The following is a 22,082-nucleotide window of genomic DNA, read 5'->3' as shown; positions in this document are numbered from 1 at the left end:
GGCCGCCCTGCTGCAGCGCACGGTCGCCGGTTCAGCGGCCGTGCAGAAAGCGTTCGACGCGATACGGCGCCGGGTCGACGAACGGTTGCGTGCCGGTCATCAGGTCGGCAACCAGCCGGCCGGTCACGGGGCCGAGCGTGAAGCCGTGATGCGCATGCCCGAACGCGAACCATAGATCGCGGCGGCGCGGCGCGGCGCCGATCACGGGCAGCATGTCGGGCGTGCACGGCCGGCGGCCGAGCCACGGCGCGCCGTCGACGCGCGCGCCGAGTGGAAACAGCTCGCGGGCGACCGGTTCGACGGCGGCGAGCTGGGTGGGCGTCGGCGGCGTATCGCGATAGCCGAGCTCGACGCCGGTCGTCAGGCGGATGCCGCGCGTCATCGGCGTGATCAGGAAGCCGCTGTCGGCGTCGAGTACGGGGCCGTTCAGCCGTGCGCCCGGCTGCGCCGCGTAGTGCATGTGATAGCCGCGCTTGACTGCAAGCGGCAGCGTGTAGCCGAGCCGCTCGCACAGCAGGTCCGACCAGGGCCCGAGCGCGACGACCGCCGCACGCGCGTCGACCTGGCCTTGCGCGGTATCGACGCGCCAGCCGTTCGCGGCCGACAGCGTCAGCGCGTCGCCGGTCAGGATGCGGCCGCCGAGTTGCTCGAAGTGGCGCGCATAGGCCGTCACGAGTGCATTCGGATCGCTGATCGAATCGGAGCCCGTATAACGCAGCGCGCCGACCAGCGCGCGGCTCAGGTTCGGCTCCGCGTCGCGCAGCGCGGCCGCATCGAGCGCGTCGAAGGTCACGCCGTATTCGGCCCGCCAGCGCTCGGCATCGCGCGTTTCGGCATCGCGGGTCGCGGCCGTGCGGAACACCTTCAGCCAGCCGCCTTCGCGCAGCAGTGCGCCGGCGCCGGACGCTGCGATCAGCGCGCGATGCTCGGTCACGCAGTGTTCGATCAGCGGCGCATAAGCACGCGCGATCTCGGCATGGCGCGCCGGATGCGAGTTGCGCCAGTAGCGGTACAGGAACGGGATCAGCTTCGGCAGCGCGCCGACGTGATAGCGGACGTCGGGCGAGCGGTTGCACGCGTATTTCAGCAGCGTGCCGAAGCCGCGCGGGAACGCATACGGATACACGCCTTCGCGCTGGATCAGCCCGGCATTGCCGAGCGACGTCTCGTTGCCGGGCGCCTTGCGGTCGACGAGCGCGACCGACAGGCCGCGCTGTTGCAGGTGAACCGCAACGGACACGCCGATCATGCCGCCACCCAGGACGAGCGTGTCGAATGTCATCGGGAGTTCCTCGGGGCGCGCGGCGCGAGCGTCAGGCGAGCGCGGTCACGGCGATCTCGACGTCGAGACCGGGCTTCATCAGCAACGCCTGCACGCACGCGCGGGTCGGCGCGTGGCCGGCCGGCACCCATGCGTCCCACACTGCATTGAACGCGTCGAAGTGCGCGGCATCGCTGAGCCACACGTTGGCCGTCAGCACGCGCGTCTTGTCGACGCCGGCCGATGCGAGCAGCGCGTCGATGCGCGTGAGGATTTCGGTCGCCTGCACGGCGATCGGCGCGCCGGCCGTATCGGGCACCTGGCCGGCCAGGTGGACGAAGCCGTTCGCGATCACGACCTGGCTCATGCGCGCGCCGGTCTGCAGACGTTTGATTTCACTGGACATGGATAGCACCTTCGCGTGTCCGGCCACGACCGGCCGGGAAAATGACTGGGAAAAACCGCTGCCGTGCGCCGGATCGGGCAACCGCCGCACGGGCGAGCCGCGCCGATACGCACACGTGTCGTTCACGCCGGCCGCACCGGCCGCGCGAGTTTCGCGCAGTCCGATGCTAGAGTGACCGTCACGCCCTCCATCGGCGATTTCGACGAAAATTATCATATACGAGAAAAGTAATTCTCGTATACGACAAAACCCGTATTTACGCCGCGCACGTCGCGCCCCCGTATCCGCATGCCCAAATCCACCGTTCCCGTTCCGCCGCCCACCGATGCCGCGCCGCAGCTCGACCACCAGACGGTCGGCGCGCGGCTGCGCGACGCCCGCAAGTCGCGCGGCCTGACACTTGCGCAACTGTCCGAGCGCTCCGGCATCGCGGTATCGACGATTTCGAAGGCCGAGCGCGGCGACATCGCGCTCACCTACGACAAGTTCGCGGCGCTCACGCATGCGCTCGCGCTCGACTTCGACACGATGTTCGGCCGCCCCGCGCCCGCCGGCGCGATGACGCCGTCGTTCACGCCGGCAGGCCAGCAGATGGTCTACGACACGCCGAACTATGCATACGGGATGCTCGCGAACGACCTGACCGGCAAGCGGATGGTGCCCGTGCGTGGGCGGATCCATGCGCGCAAGCTGTCGGACTTCGCCGACTACATCCGGCACAGCGGCGAGGAGTTCGTGTTCGTGCTGAGCGGCGAGCTGGAGCTGCGCTTCGAGAACGGCCATGCATACCGGCTCGGCGCCGGCGACAGCCTTTATTTCGACAGCGCGGTCGGGCACGTGTACCTGAGCGTCGGCGACACCGATGCCGAGGTGCTCGCGTGCTGCGTCGACGGCGATGCAAAGCGGCCGCGCGACGCGATCTGAAATCGAGCACGCGGCGGTGCCGAAGGTCGCCGCGCGACATCCGGATTCCTATTACGATAACAACGATGCATCCCGCGGCCGTAACGGCCCGCGCCGGCATGCACGCCCCTCAACCGGAACGCCCCCGATGACGATCACGACTCGCCTGCTCGATGCGGCCGACGCCGCCCATTTCCAGACCGTTCGCCTGCGTGCGGTCGACACCGCGCCCACCTCGTTCCTGCCGACGCTCGACGAAGAATCGCAGGTGCCGGTCGACGAATTCGCGACGCGCATCACGCCGACCCACGAACGTGCCGTGTTCGGCGCGTTCGACGGCGATACGCTCGTCGGCATCACCGGCGTGCGCCGCGATGCGCGCGTGAAGATCGCGCACAAGGCGACGATCTGGGGCGTGTTCGTCGATCCCGCTTATCGCGGGCAAGGCATCGCGCAGACGCTGCTCGAAAGCGCGACCGCGCACGCGGCGCAGGCATGGCAATGCAAGCAGCTGATGCTGTGCGTGAACGAGGTCAACGCCACCGCGGAGCGGCTGTATGCGTCGCAGGGGTTTGTCCGGTTCGGCACGGAACCGCGCTCGATGTTCGTCGATGGCCGCTTCTACGACGAGCACCACATGATCAAGACGCTCGCGTAACGCGATACGGCGGCGAACGGGCATCGCGGCACGTAGCCAGACGCGTCCTTGTGCCCGCTTCGTCCACACCGGATCCATCGCCAACGATGTGAGCGCCCACCCACTTTCCATGCAATAAAACAGGTCGGGCCGCCCGTCGCCGGTTTATGCGCAAAAACTTTTAGAAAAAATATCCCCGCGTCGGCCCCGCCCTGGCGGCCGCGCCAACGCCAGCCCGCCTCCGTAATTCCGCGTCTGTTCATCCCCCCGGCGCCCGCGCTATCGTTTCCGTACCTTCACAGCCCAGGAGTTGCCTTTGCCTACCCGCCACGGAGTCGACCTCATCCGCGCCCGCGCGCTGTTCGATCGCGAGCGCCGCGCGTTCACCGAAGCCATGCCGGTCTCCCGCGCCCTGTCCGCGGAAGCGTCGGAGCATTTGCTGTTCGGCGTGCCGTTGCACTGGATGCAGGATTGGTCGACGCCGTTCTCGCTGTATGTGAAGGAGGCGCGTGGCGCGACGTTCACCGACGTCGACGGCCATCGCTACGTGGACTTCTGCCTCGGCGACACCGGCGCGATGTTCGGCCACGCGCCCGAACCCGTCGCACGTGCGCTCGTCGAGCAGGCCACGCGCGGCTACACGACGATGCTGCCGAGCGAGGACGCCGCATGGGTCGCACGCGAACTCGCGCGCCGCTTCAGGCTGCCGGTCTGGCAGTTCGCGCTCAGCGCGAGCGACGCGAACCGCTTCGTGCTGCGCTGGGCACGCGCCGCCACCGGCCGCAATACGATCGTGGTATTCAACGGCTGCTATCACGGCACGGTCGACGACGTGTTCGTCGATCTCGTCGATGGCCGCCCCGTGCAGCGCGACAGCCTGCTCGGGCAGTCATATGACCTGCTCGCGAACACCCGCGTCGTCGAATTCAACGACCTGGCCGCGCTCGAAGCGGCGCTGAAAGGCGGCGATGTCGCCTGCGTGCTCGCCGAGCCCGCGATGACGAACATCGGGATGGTGCTGCCCGATCCTGGCTTCTGGGAAGCCGCACGCGAACTGACGCGCCGCTACGGCACGCTGCTCGTGATCGACGAAACGCACACGATCAGCAGCGGCCCGGGCGGCTACGCGGTTGCGCACGATCTCGAGCCGGACATGCTGGTGGTCGGCAAGCCGATCGCGGGCGGCGTGCCGTGCGCGGTGTACGGGTTCAGCGCGGAATTTGCCGAACGCGCGAAGCAGGCGAAGCTGAACGCGCCACCCGGCCATTCGGGAATCGGCACGACGCTCACCGCGAACATGCTCGCGATGCGAGCGACACGCGCGACGCTGGCCGAAGTCGCGACCGACGCCGCCTATGCGCACATGTTCGAACTCGCCGCGCGGCTGGCGACGGGGCTCGAGCAGGCGATCGCGAAACACAAACTGCCGTGGTGCGTGACGCGCATCGGTGCGCGCACCGAGTTTCAATTCGCGCCCGCGCCGCCGCGCAACGGCACGCTCGCCGGTGAGCAGCTCGACAGCGAACTCGAACACATCGTGCACCTGTACCTGCTGAATCGCGGCGTGCTGATCACGCCGTTCCACAACATGATGCTCGTGTGTCCGCAGACGACGGCCGATGATGTCGACCGGCTTGTCACGCAGTTCGACGCGTGTCTCGGCGAATTGGTGTGATGGGGTGACGCAACGGGCGAATGCGCGCGTCGGCTCGCGCCATGCGTCGCCCGCGGGCCCTCCGGTTCGCGGGCCCGCTTACCGCCCGATCTGCTCGCCATCGCCCGACGCCGCGGCGGGCTTGAACAGCGACACGAGCACGCCGGCATGGCGCCCGTTTCGGGCCGGCGCGTCCCTGCTGCTCTTCAGGGCATTGATCTCGCCGAAGCCGCTGCTCCACGGCCTGACCCGGGTGATCTTCTCGCCGAAGCCGCTGCTCCACGGCCTGACCCGGGTGATCTTCCAAACGTAGCCGGCGTGCCACCCGGCGCGACCTTCGGGTTGACCATCGTGAATCCCGCAAGCCGTCAGAACGTGTAAGGATTTTGATCTTGATCCGTATGCAAGCCGTGTTTATACATACGATTCAGCATTGACGCTTCATGGTCTCGGCACCATCGCGTCGATGCTGTGTCCGCGTCATGCTCGGGCGGGGTTCCCGAAACAAGTCACATCGATGCCGTATGGCGATACCCGGTGTCTTGTTCTTCAAAATATTTCGAATTCCGAAATGATAGGCGACGGACAGCAAATCAATCCAACGCATCAGAAACCAAAAAGGATTCAATCATGTTCCATCGACACCAGCTCGGATGTGCATGCTGCAGCCCTCATTTGGTCGCAACCGCCCTTGGCCAGGGCGAACACGAATGGCAGGATCTGCTCAAGGAATTGAGCCTGCTGGAAGCACATCGAGCGCCCGAAGCCGTGATCTTCCACGGTGGACATATCTATCCGGACCCGGAAGACACCAGCAAGCAGGTCGACGCGCTGGGTATCGCCGACCACAAGGTCATCGCCGCCGGGACGCTGGATGACGTGCGTCGACGCGTCCGCGAAAATTTTCCCGACGCGCGCGAGCAGGGGCTCAAGGACAATCAGACCTTGCTTCCCGGCCTGATCGACCCGCACATGCATATCCTGCCCAGCGCGGTGTTCGAAACCAAACCCTGGATCGACCTGTCACCTTTCGAAAATCAACGGCTGCGCCGCGATTATGGCGAAACCTATATCACCGCCCGGCTGAACGATGCCGTCCGGAATGCAAGGAATCTGAATGAACAATGGGTGAGCGGAATCGGCGTCGATCCATCGCTGATGAGCGAATGGCTGGATATCGACAGTGATTGGCTGAACAAAATCAGCACGGACATCTGCCTGTTCCTGGTGAATGCGTCCGGGCATCTCGGCTACGCCAACAGCGCCGCGTTGAAAGCCGCCGGGCTTGAGGACAACAAGACCAAGGGCGTGCTGACCGAATCGCAAGTCGTCCAGGTGATGAAGTGCATGCCGCAGCCGAAGCCGGTCGAACTGTTGAGCAAGATCCGCGACATTCTGCATGACGCGAACAAGCGTGGCATCACCACCCTGTTCGATGCCGGCCTGGGAATGGGGATAGGGTTTTACGAAGTCGTCCTGATGCAGGCGCTGGCGAAAACCGGATTGATGACGGTTCGTGTGGGTGCGGCATTGTTCGGCAATAGCTACCTCCGGCAATTGTGGCTGAATCAATTCAAACCTCAACTGGACAGCCAGCCCGAGGAGTTGTTCACCATCCGGGCCATGAAACTGATTGCCGACGGCTCCAACCAGGGGTTGACCGGCCTGCAACGCCAGCCCTACACGTGTTGCGAACAACACAGCGTTCCCGGCGTGGGACCGAATGGTCTGTTCAACTTCAACCCGATCGAAACACTGGGTCAAATCATGCAGGAGGTCGTTGCAGCCGAATGGCCGGTCCTGACCCATGCCAATGGCGACGAAGCCATCGCCAATGTACTGGCTGCCTACCAGCTGGCGCTGAGCAAGGTCCCGCCCCCGCTGCCGGTCCCGCCGTCAGTCCCGCCCCACCCCACCAAGGCACCGATCGAGTTGCGTCACCGGATCGAGCATGCGTCGCTGCTCAGCGATGACGACCTGCGCACAATGAAGCGTCTGTCCGTCTCGCCCAGCTTTCTGATCGGCCATGTCGGCTACTGGGGACGCGCGTTCCAGAAAACCATCCTGGGCGAAGAACGCGCGCAGAAGCTCGATCGATGCAAGTCGGCGCAGCGTGAAGGTCTTCGCATCAGCCTGCACAGCGATCGCTTCGTCTCTCCGCTGGGGCCATTGCGCTATATGGACCAGGCAATCGGGCGGGTAATGGAAGCCGACCCGGAGCATGCGGTGTTGAATGAAGCGGAATGCCTGAGCCCGTCCGAAGCGCTGCGCGCGGTGACCATCGACGCGGCCTGGCAATGCCACCTGGACGATCAGGTCGGCTCCCTGAAGGAAGGGAAACAGGCCGACCTCGTGATCCTGGAACAGGATCCCCTGCTGGCCAAACCGGGAAATCCTTATCAGTTGCGCGACATCCCGGTGCTGGAAACCTGGGTCAGCGGGCGCAAGGTTTACTCGGCGTCCGACAAGGCGACCCGATAGACGGCAGCGCCCCGAGGCCGGGCGGTCCGGATCGCCGGTCACGCGTTCCGCTTCGGAAGCCGGTGATCGGCGGTCGTCGCTCACCGCACGGGGCGCGGCTCGCGCAGCGCGAGCCGCGCCACCGCCTCGAAATACCGCGCGCCGATCGACAGGATCTCGTCGTTGAAGTCGTAGCCCGCGTTATGCAGCGGCACGCCGCCGCGCCCGGCGGCCTCCCCGTTGCCGATGAACACGAAATTGCCGGGCACCGCCTGCAGGAACGCGCCGAAGTCTTCCGAGATCATCATCGGCTGGACGTTCGCGTCCACGTTCTCCGCGCCCGCCACCTGCGCCGCGGCCTGCACGGCCGTGTCGACCCATTCCGGCGAATTCACCGTCGGCGCGAACTCGTGCGTGTACTCGAACGTGCAGGCCGCGCCGTGCGTGCGGCAGATCCCTTCGCTGATCTCGCGCATCCGCGTGGCCAGCAGCGCCTGCACGTCGCGCGAATAGCTGCGCGTGTCGCCCTTGATCGTCACCGTCGACGGCAGCACGTTGCGCAGCCCGTCGGTGATGAACTCCGTGCACGAGATCACGGCCTGCTGGCCCGGGTCGAGATTGCGCGACACGATCGTCTGCAGCGCGAGCACGACCTGCGCGCCGATCACGATCGGATCGATGCCCATGTGCGGGCGCGCCGCATGCGTGCCGCGTCCGTCGATCCGGATCACGAAATTGTCTTCGCTCGCCATGATGCCGCCGGCACGCGTCGAGAACGTGCCCGCGCGCATCCCCGGCATGTTGTGCGCGCCGAAGATCGCGTCGACCGGGAAGCGCTCGAACAGCCCGTCGGCCATCATCGCCTTCGCGCCGCGGCCATGCTCCTCGGCCGGCTGGAAAATGAAACGCACGGTGCCGTCGAAATCCTTGCGCTCGGCCAGCAGCTGCGCGGCGCCGAGCACCATCGACATGTGGCCGTCGTGCCCGCATGCATGCATCTTGCCGGGCGTGCGCGACGCATGTTCGCGGCCCGGCGCGTGCTCGGCGATGTTCAGCGCGTCCATGTCGGCACGGATGCCGATCGCGCGCTTGCCGGTGCCGGCCGTCAGGTTCGCGACGAGCCCCGTGCCGCCGATCCCGCGATGCACGTCGAGCCCGAGCGTCGTCAGGATGCGCGCGACGTAGTCCGACGTACTCACCTCTTCGAAACCCGTTTCCGGATGCTGGTGCAGGTGGCGGCGCCAGGTCTTCATTTGCCCCTGCAGCGTGCTTTCTTCGGTTGCGTCCATGGCGTTTGCCTCGTCAGTCGTAGTCGGTCGGGATCGGTCGCGATGTCGTTCAGGCCGCCACTGCCGCGCGGTCCAGCCAGTCGCGCTGCCGCGCGAGCACGGCATCGGCCGTCTCGCCGACGCAGTTCCGGTACACGGACGGCGCCGTCGCGCCTTCGGTATTGATCGCCAGCACGCGCGAATGCGCGTCGAGCCCCACCTGCCGTGCCAGCACCGGGTCGCGCATCAGCACTTCCAGTCCCGCGACGCCGGCCGCGCCCGATTCGCCGGCCACGAGCGGCACGTCGCGTTCGCTGCCGGCCGCGAGGCCGCGCATCGCCTGCACCGCGTCTTCATCGTCGATCAGCATGAAGTAGTCGATGCACATCTCGAGGAAATCCCATGCGAGCGGCGACGCCTCGCCGCACGCCAGCCCGGCCATCACGGAATCGACGCTGCCGGTCGCCTTGGACGCACGCCCTGCCAGCGCACTCTGGTACAGGCAGTCGGCCTGGCGCGGCTCGACCACGATGAAGTGCGGCCGCTGCACGCCGTCGCGCTCCCACAGGTAACTCGCGACGCCTGCGGCGAGGCCGCCCACGCCGCCCTGCAGCAACACGTGCGTGAACGGCCGCCCGTCGTCCTGCGCCGCCTGTGCGGCGGCCTCGGCGGCGATCACGCCGTAGCCCTGCATTACGTCGCGCGGAATCGCCTCGTAGCCGTCGTACGACGTATCCGACACGACATACCAGCCGTTCGCCTGCGCGAGCTGCGCCGCGCAGACGACCGATTCGTCGTAGTTCCCCGCGATGCGCACGATCCGCGCGCCGTACGCCGAGATCGCGCGTTCGCGCTCGGCGTCGACGTTCGCGTGCAGCACGATCACGCACCCGCAGCCAATCGCACGTGCGGCCGCAGCCAGCGCGCGGCCGTGATTGCCGTCGGTCGCACTGATCACCGTCAGGTCGGCCAGCTCCGCCGCATAGCGGCCGGTGACGAGCCCTTGCGGATCGAGATCCTGCGTGCGCCGCAGGCGCTTCACGAGCCGCACCAGCGCGATCGGCGCGCCGAGCGCCTTGAAGCTGCCGAGCGGCGAGCGGCACGACTCGTCCTTCACGCTGACGCTCGCGACGCCGAGCCGCGCGGCGAGATCCGGCAGCGTGCGCAGCGGCGTGCGTGCGTTGCCGACGAGCGGCCAGTGCGACAGCCACGCGCCGCTTTCGTCGGCCGATGCGATGTTCATCACGCGGCGCAGCGCGTGGGGATAGGCGGCGCGCGATGCGCGGGGGTTGGCGATCAGCATGACGGGCGGCACTCCGTGAGTCGGTTCCGGTCGGGCGCGCACGGGTTGCACGCGCCGCCGGTTCGAAAAATAATATTGCGCATGCCGGTCAATAAAATCGCCAATTCGGTGGCCGTCACGCAAAAATTTCTCATTCTTTCGAGGCTTCACGCGCCATCATGACCACCCCACTCGATGCGTTCGATCGCAAGCTGCTGATGGAAATCCAGCGCGATGCGCAAACGCCGCAAAGCGAACTCGGCGCACGCGTCAACCTGTCGACCGCGGCCGTGAACCGGCGCCTGAAACGTCTCGCGGACGATGGCGTGATCGAGCGCTACACGGCCGTGGTCGCGCCGGACAAGGTCGATCATCCGCTGACGATCGTCGTCAACGTCGAGGTCGAAAGCGAGCAGATCGACCAGCTCGACGCGATGAAGCGCACCTTCGAGCGCTGCCCGCAGATCCAGCAGTGCTACTACGTGACGGGGGAATGGGATTTCGTGCTGATCCTGGCCGTGCGGAACATGGATCAGTACAACGCGCTCACGCGCGAGCTGTTCTTTGCGAACAACAACGTGAAGCGGTTCAAGACGCTGGTGAGCATGAGCCGCGTGAAGGTCGGGCTCGAGGTGCCGGTCGAACCGGGCGAGTGAGTGAGCGTTTGCACACATGAGGCGGCCGGCATGCAATGGCGCACGCCGGCCGCCTCCCATCGACGGCTACGTCAGCGGCAACTGAAGCTCGCCGCCGAATTCACGTCGCCCGACCCGTTGTAGCGCGCCACCTGCGGATACGGGCACAGCGGCCGCGTGCGCCCCGCGCCCCACGACGCGGGCACGTCCGCATTCGGCACCGCGTTCGTCGCATCGCGTGCGGCAGCCACCACCGCAGCGGGTGCCTGCCCCTGCTCGACCCACGCGACGAGCGGCGTCAGCAGGTCGAACTGGTCGGCCGCCGGCCCGCCCGAGCAGTGGTTCATCCCCGGCACCGGATAGAAGCGCGCGAAATCCGACGCATCGCCGCCGTTCGCCTGCGCGACCCGTGCATACCAGTCGCGCGTATCGTCGAACGAGAACACCGGGTCGCCCGTGCCGTGATAGACGAGCAGCTTCGCACCGCGCGCCTTCAGCGCGGACAGGTTGGTCTCGTCGGGCGGCGTCATGAACGACCACGCGGATTGCGTGTACACCCCGTTGGTCGCGAAGATCGCCGGCGCGTCGTTGTCCATGTCGAAGCCGAGCGCGAAACCGGGCAGGTTCGCGAGCGTCGCGGCGGTTTTCGGCGGCGTCATGAACGTGAACGCCATCGCGGCCGGGTCGAGCGTGATCGAATTCGACTGCTTCCACGCGGCCCAGCCGCTGCCGGCGATGCCCGGATCGTACGGAAAGCCCGCGTAAAGCGCCGTGCCCGCGCTGTTGCGTGCGCCCGTGAACACGTTCTCGAGCGCGCTCTTTTGCGCGGTCGTCAGGCACGCACCGGTGCGCGTGCCGTTCGCGCAGGTCGGGATGTCCGACTCGACGCTGAAGTGCGCCTGGCACGCGGCGACGTCCTGCACCATCCCGTCGGCCGCGCCGTCGAGCGCATCGCACTTCTCGACGATCTTCGCGCCGACGAACTGCCGCTCCGCATCGGTGAAGCCGCTGCGGATATCCGGCAGCCCGTTCGATCCGGTCGCCGATGCGATCTTCGCGAACTGCTGCGCGCCGTACATTTCGCCGATCGCCGCCTTCGGCAGATGAAAACCCGGATCGCCCGCGATGATGCCGTCGTAGTCGGCCGGGTTGCGCACCGCCGTGACCATCGCGTGACGGCCGCCGTTCGAGCAGCCTTCGAAATAGCTGCGGTCGGGCGCCTTGCCGTACGCGAGCCGGATCACCTGCTTCGCCATCGGCGTGAGCGCATCGACCGCGCCGTAGCCGTAGTCGATGCGCGCCTGCGGATCGATGCCGAACAGCGGGTTCTGCGCGGCGCTGTGCCCGGAATCCGAGCTGATCACCGCGAAGCCCTGGTTCAGCGCGTCGGTCAGCGGCCCGCCGCCGCCGATCTCGCCGGTCGCGGTCACGACGTTGCCGTCGAGCCCGCCGTTCGCCTGGTAGAAGAAGCGGCCGTTCCACGCCTTCGGCAAGCGCATTTCGAAGCCGATCGCATAGGTCTTGCCGTCCACCGTGCTCACGCGCTCGCTCATCTTCCCTTCGATCACGCAGTGCTCGGCGATCGGCTTGCCGGCCACCGTGAGCGCGCCGGCGGCCGCGGTCGTCACCGACGTGAACAACGTGTTCGCATACGCGAGCTTCGCGGCGAGCGCGTCGCAGGTCTGCGCCATCGCGGCCGGTGTCGCGGCGCTCAGGTGCGTCGGTACGGCGTTCACCGAATCGTCGCCGCCGCAACCGGCGAGCAGCACGGCGGTCAGCGGTGCAATGCAGAGGAATGCAGATTGTCCGTTCAAGATATCTCCCGTTCGTCAGGCTGCCGGATTAGAACATGTGCCGCACGCCGACCATCGCGCCGAGCTGCCCCATCCCTTCGCCGGGTGTCGTACCGGCCCCGCCGCCGCTGACCGCGTAGCGCGCATGCGCGCTGTTCCACAGATACGACGATTGCGCGTAGACCGCCGTGCGCTTCGTCAGCAGATAGGTCGCGCGCAGCGTGGCCATCGTCGCGCGCGTGTCGTGCGCGCTGTTGACGATCCGGTAGCCTTCGCCGTCGACGACGACATCCGGCTTCACCGCATACGACGCGCCGACGAAGAACAGGTCCGAATGCGCGCCGGCTGCGGCCGGTGAGCCGGTCGACACGCGCCGCCCGATCCAGCCCGCGCCGATCCGCGCGCCGGCCGCCTGCGCGTACGCGCTCACGTGCGTGCGCGCGTCCTTGCCGCCGCTGCTGGTGAAAGCGACCGGCGCGATACCGTCGAAGAAGTTCGCGGCCGCGCCGGTGCCGCCGCGCTGCTCCTCGTACGACGCCGCCGCACCGAAATACGCGCTGTCGTACTTGAGCATCACCGACCAGTTGCGGCACTGCACCGAGTCGCCCGGCACTTGCCCCGCGCACGTGCCCTGCCCCGGCGAGTTGCCGGTGCCCGCGCCGTCGCGGCCGAACGAATACGCGGCGCCGAGCGTCACGCCGCGGTACGTGCCGACGTAGGTCACAGCGTTGTCGGCGCGGCCGTTCGGCACATACGCGTCGAGCGAACCGAGCCCGTAGATGTCCGGGCCGATGATGTCCGCGCCCTGCAGCGCGAGGTAGGTCATCGTGTACTGGCGGCCGAACGCGAGCGTGCCGAAGCCGCCCTTCAGCCCGACGAACGCCTGCCGCCCGAACAGCCGGCCGCCCTGGCCGAGATCGCCGCCGCGCACGTTGAAGCCGCTTTCCAGCGTGAATACCGCCTGGTAGCCGCCGCCGAGATCCTCGGCACCGCGCAGCCCCCAGCGCGACGGCAACTCGCCCGTCACGCCCGGCATGCGCACGACGTGGTCGCCGGCCGCGTTCGCGTGCGACACGAATTCGACGCCCGTGTCGATGATCCCGTACAGCGTCACGCTCGACTGCGCGTGCGCGACCGGCGCGGCGAGTGCGCAGCACGCGCCGGCGGCCAGCAGGCCGTTCCTTGTCTTCGTTTTCATTTCGTTGTGTCTCCAGACCTTGAGTAAGCGCGCTCTGACGGCGTGCATTGATAAAAACGAACCCTCAGTCGCCGGCTTGCGGGCGGCGAATCAGCAGCAGCGCGGCGACGGCCGCGACGAGCGTGACGGGGATGCTCGCGCCGATCACGACGGGCGCGCTGCGGCCGGCGGCCAGCAGCGTCGCGGCCGCGAGCGGCCCAACGACGGAACCGAGCCGGCCGACGGCCACCGCCGCGCCGACACCCGTGCCGCGCATCGCGGTCGGGTAGTAGATCGCCGCGAGCGCATACAGCACCGACTGGCCGCCGACCACGAACATCCCGGCCGCGAACGCGGCGGCCGCGAGCGACACGAAGCCGGGCGCCGCCGCCAGTGCGGTGAGCGACAGCACGATCCCGACGTACATGCCGCCGACCACGCGCGACGCGCGCATCCGGTCGAGCGCCGCACCGATGCCGAGCGCGCCGAGCCCCGCGCCGACGTTGAACGCGATCTGCACGAGGCCGACGTGCTCGCGATCGAGCCCGCGCGCGGCCATCAGCGACGGCAGCCAGTTCAGCAGGAAGTACAGGACGATCAGCGTGCAGAAGTAGCTGACCCACAGCGCGACGGTCGACGTCGTGCGGCCGTCGCCGAACAGCGTGCGCGCGACACTGGTGCGCGCAGCCGGCGTGCCGGCGACGTCGAGATACGCGCGCGACTCCGGCAGGAACCACGCCAGCAGCGGCACGAGCAGCAGCGGCCCCACGCCGCCGACGTAGAAGATGTGCCGCCACTCGGTGTCGCCGGCAAGCAGCACGCCGATCAGCGACGCGATCACGCCGCCGAACGGGATGCCGCAGTACATCGTCGCCACCGCGCTGCTGCGCGAGCGCGGCTCGACCGCTTCGGACGACAGCGCGATCAGGTTCGGCATCGCGCCGCCGAGGCCGATGCCGGTCAGCACGCGCACGACGACGAGCATCGCGAAGGTCGATACCTGCGCGGTGGCGATCGACAGCAGCCCGAACAGCGCGGCCGACACGATCAGCACGCGCTTGCGTCCGATCCGGTCGGCGAGCCGCCCGCCGAGCATCGCGCCCGGTAGCAGCCCGAAGGTGCCGGCGCTGAACGCGATACCCATCTGCGACACGCTCAGCCCGAATTCGCGCGCCATGCGCGGCGCGGCGACGCCGACCGACTGCAGGTCGAGCCCCTCGAGGAGGGCGATCGCGAAACACAGCGCGAGCGTGGTCGCGACCGTGGGTTTTTCGGCAACGTAAGTGTTCATCCTGTCTCCAGTCCCATGTCTTGTAGTCGGTCGGCCCGGTAACGGCCGCCGCGCGCCGTCGCCGGCCAGTGGCGAAGCGGCGCGCAAGGTGTCGTCCGAACGGCCGTCTTTATCAGGCAGCCTGATTCAATGGCCGCAAGAATGCCTGCCGGTGTCGTGGCCGGCCGGTCGTTGTACCTGCTTGCTTCGGTATGCTTCCGGTTACGCGTAAATCACGTCGGGATCGCGCCGCGCCGGGTCGTACAGCGCGTCGATCGTCGCCGTGCGATGCTGCTGCACGGCCGCCTGGTTCAGCGAACCCTTGTCGGTCACTTCGCCGCGATCGAGCGACGGCGGGGTGTCGATCAACCGGATGCGCGCGACGAACGTCGAACCGCCGCTCGCATGCCGGTTCAACTCGATGAGCCACTTCTCGAACACCGCGCGCACGGCAGGCGCGCGCAGCACGTCGGTCATGGCGGCATCGGCGGCGAGTCCCGCCAACGCACGGCACGCATCGACGCGCGGAAACACCAGCAGCCCGATGTCGTCGCGATTGATCCCGGTGACGACCACGTCCTGCACGTACGGCGCGCCGCTCGACACCGCGTTCGCGCGCAGCGGCCCGACGCTGACGAAGGTGCCGCTGCTCAGCTTGAAATCCTCGGTCAGCCGCCCGTCGAACAACAGCCCGAGCTCCGGCCGCTCCGGATCGACAAAGACCCCCGCGTCGCCGCTGCGGTAATACCCTTCGTCGTCGAACACGTCGCGCGGATCGACGTCCGCGTGCCAGTAGCCGCGCATCACGTTCGGCCCCTTGAAACGCAGTTCGAGCTTGCCGCCGCACGGCACGAGCTTCGCGTCGCAGCCGGGCGCGGGCAGCCCGATATAGCCGGCGCGCATCAGCGGCCCCGTCGTGAACAGGCACGACGGCGACGCCTCCGTCATCCCGAGGCCGGCCATGATCCGGATCCGCTCGCCGCAATGCGCATGGGTCACGCGGTCGAGCCGGTCCCACGCGGCCTGCGACAGGCCCGCGCCGCCGAAGAAATACAGCTTCACGCGCGAGAGGAACGTGTCGCGCAGCGCGGCATCGCGTTCGAGCGCGGCCGTCAGTTCTTCCCAGCCTTTCGGCACGTTGAAGTAGATCGTCGGCGCGATCTCGCGCAGGTTGCGCACGGTTTCGTCGAAGCGCCCCGGCACCGGACGGCCGTCGTCGATATAAAGCGTCCCGCCGTTGTACAGCGCGATGCCGAGATTGTGACTGCCGCCGAACGTGTGATTCCACGGCAGCCAGTCGACCAGCACCGGCGGTTCGCGCGTCAGTTCGGGCATCGTCTGGCGCAGCATCTGCTGGTTGCTGCACAGCATCCGATGCGTGGTCGGCACGGCCTTCGGCTGCTTCGTCGAGCCGGACGTGAACAGGATCTTCGCGAGATGATCGGGGCCGACCGCCGCGTGGATCGTGTCGATCGTGCGCGGGGCTGTGGCGAGAAGGCGCGAGAGCGGCACCGCGCGGCCCTCGGCATCGACATTGGCATCGCTTGTGACGATCAACGCCGCATCGGCCGGCAACGTCGCGTCGAGCGCACGTGCAAACGGCGCGCGCTCGGCGACGAATACGGCGCCCGGCCGCAGCACGCCGAGCGTGTGACGCAGCTTGCCGTAGTCGGTCGACACCAGCGAATACGCGGGCGAGATCGGCGAGTACGGCACGCCGGCCAGCATCGCCGCGAACATCAACTGCAGATGCTCGAGATCGTTGCCGGACAGCACCGCGAGCGGACGCTCGACCGACAGCCCGAGATCGACGAGGCCCTGGCCGAGCGCGCGGGCGCGTTCGAGCATCTGTGCGTAGGTGATCTCGACCCAGCGGCCGTCGGCACCGCGCCGCGCGGCCAGCACGCGATCGGGATGCGCTTGCGCGCCGTTCACGAGGCAGTCGGTCAGGCGCATCGGGTAGTCGCCGAGCGGTTCGCGCGAACTCAGGTACCACGCGCCGTTTTCCGCGCGGCGAATCTCGGCCGCGCCCACGGCGACGGCCGCCGCGCGATAACGCACGCCGTCCGTGTCGTTCACCGGCCCGCTGGCGAGCGTCGCATCATTCATCGTCGGGTCGTTCATATGGGGTAGTGACGCGGCGTGGTCTGCACGGTGATCCAGCGCAGCTCGGTGAATTCGGCGATCGACGCACGGCTGCCGAAGCGGCCGTAGCCGCTCGCCTTCGTGCCGCCGAACGGCATCTGCGCTTCGTCATGCACGGTCGGGCCGTTGATGTGGCAGATCCCCGATTCGATCCGTCGTGCGACCGCCATCGCCCGCGCGACATCGCGGCTGAACACGCTCGCCGAGAGCCCGAACTCGCTGTCGTTCGCGAGCGCGACCGCTTCGTCGTCGCTGTCCGCGCGCAGGATCGCGACGACCGGCGCGAACGATTCCTCACGATACAGGCGCATGTCGCGCGTCACGCCATCGACGATCGCCGGCTGCATCGTCGCGCCTTCGACGCGACAGCCGAGCGGCAGATTCGCGCCATGCGCACGTGCGTCTTCGACGAGCGATGCTGCACGCGCGGCAGCCGCCGCGTCGACCATCGTGCCGAGCGGATGGCCGGCCAGCGGATCGCCCGCGACCAGCGTGCGCGCCTTCGCGGCGAGGCGTTCGACGAGCGCATCGGCGATCGGCCGCGCAACGATCACGCGCTCGGTCGACATGCAGATCTGCCCCTGGTTGAAGAACGCGCCGAACGCAATCGCGTCGACGGCCGCGTCGAGATCGGCATCGTCCAGCACGAGCACGGGCGCCTTGCCGCCGAGTTCGAGCAGCACCGGTTTCAGGTGAGCCGCTGCGTGGCGCGCGATGATGCGCCCGACATGCGTCGACCCGGTGAAGTTGATGCGCTTCACGTGCGGATGCGCGATCAGCCGCTCGACGAGTTCGGGTGCGTCGGCCGCCGCATGCGTAATCACGTTGACGACACCCGCACCGAGCCCCGCTTCGTCCAGCACCGCGCCGATCAGCGCGTGCACGCCGGGACACGCCTCGGACGCCTTCAGCACGACCGTGTTGCCGCACGCGAGCGGCATCGCCAGCGCTCGCGTGCCGAGGATCACCGGCGCATTCCACGGCGCGATGCCGAGCACGACGCCGCACGGCACGCGCATCGCGAGCGCGAGGTTGCCGGGCACGTCGGACGGGATCACGTCGCCGGCGATCTGCGTCGTCATCGACGCGGCCTCGCGCAGCATGTTCGCCGCAAGCGTCACGTTGAAGCCGATCCAGCCCGGCGTCGCGCCGGTTTCGGCCACGCCGGTCGCGATGAACGCGTCGATGCGTGCGTCCATCAGGTCGGCTGCCTTCAGCAGCAGCCGGCGGCGCTCGGTGGGCGCCAGTGCCGACCATGCGGGAAACGCGCGGTGCGCGGCGTCGATCGCCGCGTCGGCGTCGGCGAGGCCGGCCGCCGGCGCGCGTGACGCCAGCGCGCCCGTCGCGGGGTTGAGTCGGTCGAAGGTGCGCCCGTCACGGGCGGCGCACCACTCACCGGCGATCAGCATCCGTCTGTCGATCATGTTGTCTCCTGCCATGCAATCTCTCGTCGGGTTGCGTCAGCGCTTGTAGGCCTGCAGGCCCGGCTTGATCGTCTTGTCGTCGAGGAACTGCTTCAGCCCCTGTTCGCGGCCGTGTTCCGGATCGCGCAGTTGCGCCTGATCGAGCTTCGCGTACAGGTAGTCCTCGCACTGCTCCCACGTGAGTTCGCGCGAGCGCTTGAAGCCGTGCTTCGCCGCGCGCAGCACGACCGGGTTCTTGTCCATCAGCCGCGCGGCGAGCGCGATCGTCGCGTCGCGCAGCCCGGCGAGCGGCACGCTGCTGTTCACGAGGCCCATCTCGGCGGCTTCCGCGCCGGTGAACGTGTCGCCGGTCATGATGTAGTGCAGCGCGCGGCGGTGCCCGACCGTATCGGCCATCGCCTTGCTGACGAGGTTGCCGGGCGGGATGCCCCAGTTGATTTCCGACAGCCCGAACACGGCTTCTTCAGCCGCGATCGCGAGGTCGCACGCGACGAGCGGCGAGAAACCGCCGCCGAAGCACCAGCCGTTCACCATCGCGATGGTCGGCTTGTTGTACATCCGCAGGCGGCGCCACTGCCATTCCGATGCGTCGCGGCGCACTTTTTCCTGCATCGCGTCGGAGCCGCCGTCGATCTCGCGGAAGTATTCCTTCAGGTCCATGCCGGCCGTCCATGCGGCGCCCGCGCCGGTGAGGACGAGCACCTTCGCTTCGTCGTCGAATTCGACCGCGTCGAGTGCCTGCAGCATCTCCTGGTTGAGCGTCGGGCTCATCGCATTGCGCTTGTCCGGGCGGTTCAGCGTGACCCACGCGATGCCGGCCTCCACCTTCACTTCAACGGTCTGCCAGCGGTTGTCGTACTTGCTCATATCGTTTCCTGTCGTTCGTTCCTGTGCGATTCGGTGCGCAGCATTCCTGCTGCGGACGGCTTCATTTAATATCAGGCTACCTGATATTGCAAGCGGCACGAGCGCCGGTGTAAACCCGGATCGGAAAGCGGCGGAAACGGTGGAATCGGGGAACGGTCGGGCGACCGTCGGCGGGAAAGCGAAGCGGACGCGCGCCGCCCCGGGCCGCGCGTCGTGAGGGGTCGGGAACGGATCAGCCGCGCAGGTTGCGCGAGAACAGTTCGAGCGCGCGCTGCACGTGCGCCGCGTCGTCGGCCGGGATGTCGCCGAGCATGCGCGCCTCGAGCGGGCGCAGCACGGCTTCGCATTCGCGCAGCATCGCCGCGCCTGCGTCGGTCAGCTTCAGCAGGATGATGCGGCCGTGTGACGGGTCGGCTTCGCGCGTGACGAAACCGCGGGCGGCCATCACGCTCATCACCTCGTTCGCCGATTGCGGCGTGATCCACGAGCGCTCGGCCAACTGCGCGTTCGACGATGCGCCGCGCGCCTCGAGCACCGACAGCGCCGTGTATTGCGCGAGCGTGATGCCGAGCGGCGCGAGCGCGTCGGTCATGTGACGGCGCAGCAGCCGGTCGAGACCGCCGATCACGTAGGTCAGGCGTTGTTGCACGCGCGCTTTCGGCTTGTCGCCCGTGGCGCGGGCGGTGTTCTTCGTGGCGTTCTTCGGGTTCGCGGGCTTGGTCGGGGTGGAGCTCATGGCGCGGGCTGGATGGGATTGCGGGCCATCTTACCAGCACGTCGGGAGGCGAACGGGGCGTTCCAGTCATGCCGGACAGCCGCTGCGTGCTCACGCGTGCATGACGGACTGCTGGCCTCCCCGCGAATCCCGCTGCGTCAGCGGCATCCCATGAACGGCATCCCGTACGCAATCAGCTACGCGGCGTACCCGCAAACCGCGCGGTCGCCATCCCCGCATGCCGCGTCTGCGCGACGAACACGCCGCCCGCATGCGGGTCGCCGGCCAGCGCGTCGTCGCTCAACCCGATGCGCGCGCTCGTCACGTACAGGCGGCCTTCGCCGTCGAGCGCCACGCAGCTCGGCTGCGCGGTCGGCACCGTAATGCGTTCCGTCTCGACGCCGTCCGCCGCGTAGCGCACCACCCGCCGGCCGCCCCACTGCGCGTTCCACAGGCCGCCGTCGCGGTCCATCGTCGAGCCGTCCGGGTCACCGTCCGCATCGGTCAGCCGTGCGAACGGCCGTACACCGGCCACACCGGCGCGGCTGTAATCGCACACGAGAATTTCTCGCACGAGCGAATCGCAGAAATACATCTTCGACCCATCCGGCGAAAACGCGATGCTGTTCGCGATCGCGGCCGGCGGCAACGCGAGCCGCTCCAGCGTGAGGTCGGCATTGAGCCGATAGAACCCGCCGACCGCGCGCGGCGGCTCGCTACCTTCATCCTTCATCCCGAACACGAACGCGCCGGACGGATCGCAACGCCCGTCGTTCAGCCGCGTCGGCAGCTCGGGCTCGACGTCGACGATTCGCATGAACGCGCCGCTGCGCAGGTCGAAGAACGCGAGATGCGTCGCCAGCCCGACGAGCAGCACGTCCGGATCGTGCGTCAGTGCGAAACATGCGAGCCGTTCGGGCATCGGCCAGTGCGCAAGGTCCGAACCGTCCGCGCGGCAGCGCCACAGTTGCGCGCCTTCGATGTCCACCCAGTACAGCGCGTGCGTCCTGTCGCACCACGTCGCGCCTTCGCCGAGCGTGTTGCGGGTGTCCGCCAGCAGCGTCGCCGACGCGGCCGGATCAATCTGTTGCATTCCGTCTCCCGATATTTGTCGCATTCGCAGGCATCCGCGCTTTCGTCAGATCTTCATCGCGCGCCGCTGGTTGCGACGATACTGGTCGAACAGCACCGCGAGCAACAGAATTCCGCCGCGTATCAGATATTGGTAAAACGTCGGTACGTTCAGCAGGCTCATCGCATCCTGCACCGAGCCCATGATCAGCACGCCGACCAGCACGCCGGAGATCGTCGCGACGCCGCCCGTCAGCGACACGCCGCCGAGCACGCACGCGGAGATCACGCCGAGTTCAAGGCCGACCGACGTCTTCGGATCGCCGAGGCTCATCCGCGACGCGAGCATCACGCCCGCGAAGCCCGTCACGAGCCCCTGCAGCACGAATACGGTGATCTTGATGCGCATCACCGGCAGCCCCGCGAGCAGCGCTGCTTCGCCGTTGCCGCCCACTGCCAGCACGTTCTTGCCGAACACCGTCTTGCGCAGCAGGAAGCCGAACACGACGAAGCCGACGATGTTGCTCCAGATCGGATACGAGATGCCGAGGAACGACCCGCCGCCGAGATCGAAGAAGCGCTCCTCGGAGATCATCACCGCGTCGCCGTTCGACGTGATGAACGCGAGCCCGCGCACGACTTCCATCATCGCGAGCGTGACGATCAGCGAGTTGATCCGCCACCGCGCGATCAGCACGCCATTGACGAGCCCGACCGCACCGCCCGCGAGCACGCCGCCCGCGATGCCGAGCACGACGCTGTGCGTCGCGGTGATCAGCGTCGACGCGACGACGCCCGAGAACGCGACGATCGACGCGACCGACAGGTCGACCTCGCCGAGCGCGAGCACGAACATCATCGTCACCGCGATCGAGCCGATCAGCGTGACCGACAACAGCAGGCCCTGGATGTTGCGCGACGTGAGGAAGTCCGGCACGGTCAGCGACAGCGTCGCGAACAGCACGAGAAACACCATCACGATGCCGGAGCGGTTAATCAGCTGCCACACACCGCCGCGCGCTCGCGCGGGCACGGCGGCAGCATCGGGGGACGGGGACGTGCGTTGGGGTTGCATTGCCTGGCTCATGTCATTTGCATTCCGGTTGATCGTTGC

The 22,082-nt window shown here is 67.8% G+C and carries 19 protein-coding genes; 6 read left to right on the top strand and 13 right to left on the bottom strand.

The features are described from left to right. Positions 1 to 31: 31 nt before the first annotated feature. Together BCO18175_RS22915 and BCO18175_RS22910 are read right to left on the bottom strand one after the other, a co-directional pair. Positions 32 to 1,282: an NAD(P)/FAD-dependent oxidoreductase gene (locus tag BCO18175_RS22915; protein WP_174984280.1), complete on the bottom strand. Its 1,251-nt coding sequence runs from the start codon at positions 1,280 to 1,282 to the stop codon at positions 32 to 34. A gap of 31 nt (positions 1,283 to 1,313) precedes the next feature. Then, a complete protein-coding gene (locus BCO18175_RS22910; protein WP_043186509.1) occupies positions 1,314 to 1,667 on the bottom strand; it encodes a RidA family protein in 354 nt (117 codons plus the stop codon). 288 nt (positions 1,668 to 1,955) lie between these two features. Here BCO18175_RS22910 and BCO18175_RS22905 point away from each other — a divergent pair, with 288 nt between their 5' ends. The 5 genes from BCO18175_RS22905 to BCO18175_RS22885 all read left to right on the top strand — a co-directional run bounded on the left by BCO18175_RS22905 (position 1,956) and on the right by BCO18175_RS22885 (position 7,342). Next, positions 1,956 to 2,591, top strand: coding sequence for a helix-turn-helix domain-containing protein (locus tag BCO18175_RS22905; RefSeq protein WP_174972851.1), 636 nt, complete (start codon positions 1,956 to 1,958; stop codon positions 2,589 to 2,591). Between the two features lie 127 nt (positions 2,592 to 2,718). After that, positions 2,719 to 3,228: a GNAT family N-acetyltransferase gene (locus BCO18175_RS22900; protein ID WP_174917893.1), complete on the top strand. Its 510-nt coding sequence runs from the start codon at positions 2,719 to 2,721 to the stop codon at positions 3,226 to 3,228. Between the two features lie 295 nt (positions 3,229 to 3,523). Beyond that, positions 3,524 to 4,882 (top strand): aspartate aminotransferase family protein, encoded by a 1,359-nt coding sequence (locus BCO18175_RS22895; RefSeq protein ID WP_174984277.1) that lies wholly within the window; start codon positions 3,524 to 3,526, stop codon positions 4,880 to 4,882. Between the two features lie 121 nt (positions 4,883 to 5,003). Further along, the gene (locus tag BCO18175_RS22890; protein ID WP_174984274.1) at positions 5,004 to 5,174 is read left to right on the top strand and encodes a hypothetical protein; all 171 of its coding nucleotides are present in this window, start codon (positions 5,004 to 5,006) and stop codon (positions 5,172 to 5,174) included. Between the two features lie 317 nt (positions 5,175 to 5,491). Beyond that, positions 5,492 to 7,342, top strand: a complete 1,851-nt coding sequence (locus tag BCO18175_RS22885) for an amidohydrolase (protein WP_174984271.1) — start codon at positions 5,492 to 5,494, stop codon at positions 7,340 to 7,342. An 80-nt stretch (positions 7,343 to 7,422) separates the two neighbouring features. Here the strand turns inward: BCO18175_RS22885 and BCO18175_RS22880 are convergent, their stop codons facing one another. Next, positions 7,423 to 8,610, bottom strand: coding sequence for a M20 aminoacylase family protein (locus BCO18175_RS22880; protein ID WP_174984269.1), 1,188 nt, complete (start codon positions 8,608 to 8,610; stop codon positions 7,423 to 7,425). Between the two features lie 49 nt (positions 8,611 to 8,659). Then, complete coding sequence (locus BCO18175_RS22875; RefSeq protein WP_174984266.1) at positions 8,660 to 9,892, bottom strand: diaminopropionate ammonia-lyase; 1,233 nt, start codon at positions 9,890 to 9,892, stop codon at positions 8,660 to 8,662. Between the two features lie 158 nt (positions 9,893 to 10,050). Here BCO18175_RS22875 and BCO18175_RS22870 point away from each other — a divergent pair, with 158 nt between their 5' ends. After that, positions 10,051 to 10,527: an Lrp/AsnC family transcriptional regulator gene (locus BCO18175_RS22870; protein WP_039340400.1), complete on the top strand. Its 477-nt coding sequence runs from the start codon at positions 10,051 to 10,053 to the stop codon at positions 10,525 to 10,527. 71 nt (positions 10,528 to 10,598) lie between these two features. Here BCO18175_RS22870 and BCO18175_RS22865 read toward each other — a convergent pair whose 3' ends face one another. The 9 genes from BCO18175_RS22865 to araH form a co-directional block, all read right to left on the bottom strand. After that, positions 10,599 to 12,320, bottom strand: a complete 1,722-nt coding sequence (locus BCO18175_RS22865; protein WP_174984263.1) for a tannase/feruloyl esterase family alpha/beta hydrolase — start codon at positions 12,318 to 12,320, stop codon at positions 10,599 to 10,601. A 28-nt stretch (positions 12,321 to 12,348) separates the two neighbouring features. Continuing rightward, the gene (locus BCO18175_RS22860; RefSeq protein ID WP_174984260.1) at positions 12,349 to 13,497 is read right to left on the bottom strand and encodes a porin; all 1,149 of its coding nucleotides are present in this window, start codon (positions 13,495 to 13,497) and stop codon (positions 12,349 to 12,351) included. Between the two features lie 64 nt (positions 13,498 to 13,561). Continuing rightward, entirely contained in the window at positions 13,562 to 14,767 is a 1,206-nt protein-coding gene (gene mhpT, locus BCO18175_RS22855) for a 3-(3-hydroxy-phenyl)propionate transporter MhpT (RefSeq protein ID WP_174984257.1), read from the bottom strand. 201 nt (positions 14,768 to 14,968) lie between these two features. Further along, a complete protein-coding gene (locus BCO18175_RS22850; protein WP_174984255.1) occupies positions 14,969 to 16,870 on the bottom strand; it encodes a feruloyl-CoA synthase in 1,902 nt (633 codons plus the stop codon). Then, positions 16,867 to 18,315 (bottom strand): aldehyde dehydrogenase, encoded by a 1,449-nt coding sequence (locus BCO18175_RS22845; RefSeq protein WP_174984252.1) that lies wholly within the window; start codon positions 18,313 to 18,315, stop codon positions 16,867 to 16,869. Before BCO18175_RS22845 ends, BCO18175_RS22850 begins: the two co-directional genes overlap by 4 nt. A 36-nt stretch (positions 18,316 to 18,351) precedes the next feature. Further along, positions 18,352 to 19,182, bottom strand: coding sequence for a p-hydroxycinnamoyl CoA hydratase/lyase (locus BCO18175_RS22840; RefSeq protein WP_174917904.1), 831 nt, complete (start codon positions 19,180 to 19,182; stop codon positions 18,352 to 18,354). Between the two features lie 232 nt (positions 19,183 to 19,414). Further along, complete coding sequence (locus BCO18175_RS22835; protein WP_174984249.1) at positions 19,415 to 19,918, bottom strand: MarR family winged helix-turn-helix transcriptional regulator; 504 nt, start codon at positions 19,916 to 19,918, stop codon at positions 19,415 to 19,417. A 172-nt stretch (positions 19,919 to 20,090) separates the two neighbouring features. Then, positions 20,091 to 20,990, bottom strand: a complete 900-nt coding sequence (locus tag BCO18175_RS22830) for an SMP-30/gluconolactonase/LRE family protein (protein ID WP_174984246.1) — start codon at positions 20,988 to 20,990, stop codon at positions 20,091 to 20,093. Between the two features lie 45 nt (positions 20,991 to 21,035). Continuing rightward, positions 21,036 to 22,055, bottom strand: coding sequence for an L-arabinose ABC transporter permease AraH (gene araH / locus BCO18175_RS22825; protein ID WP_069261006.1), 1,020 nt, complete (start codon positions 22,053 to 22,055; stop codon positions 21,036 to 21,038). Positions 22,056 to 22,082: the final 27 nt, after the last annotated feature.

It is taken from the genome of Burkholderia lata, assembly GCF_902499335.1.
Classification (GTDB): domain Bacteria; phylum Pseudomonadota; class Gammaproteobacteria; order Burkholderiales; family Burkholderiaceae; genus Burkholderia; species Burkholderia lata_B.
Note: the sequence above shows the minus strand (reverse complement) of the source record. Positions and strands in the feature narration are given on the sequence as shown.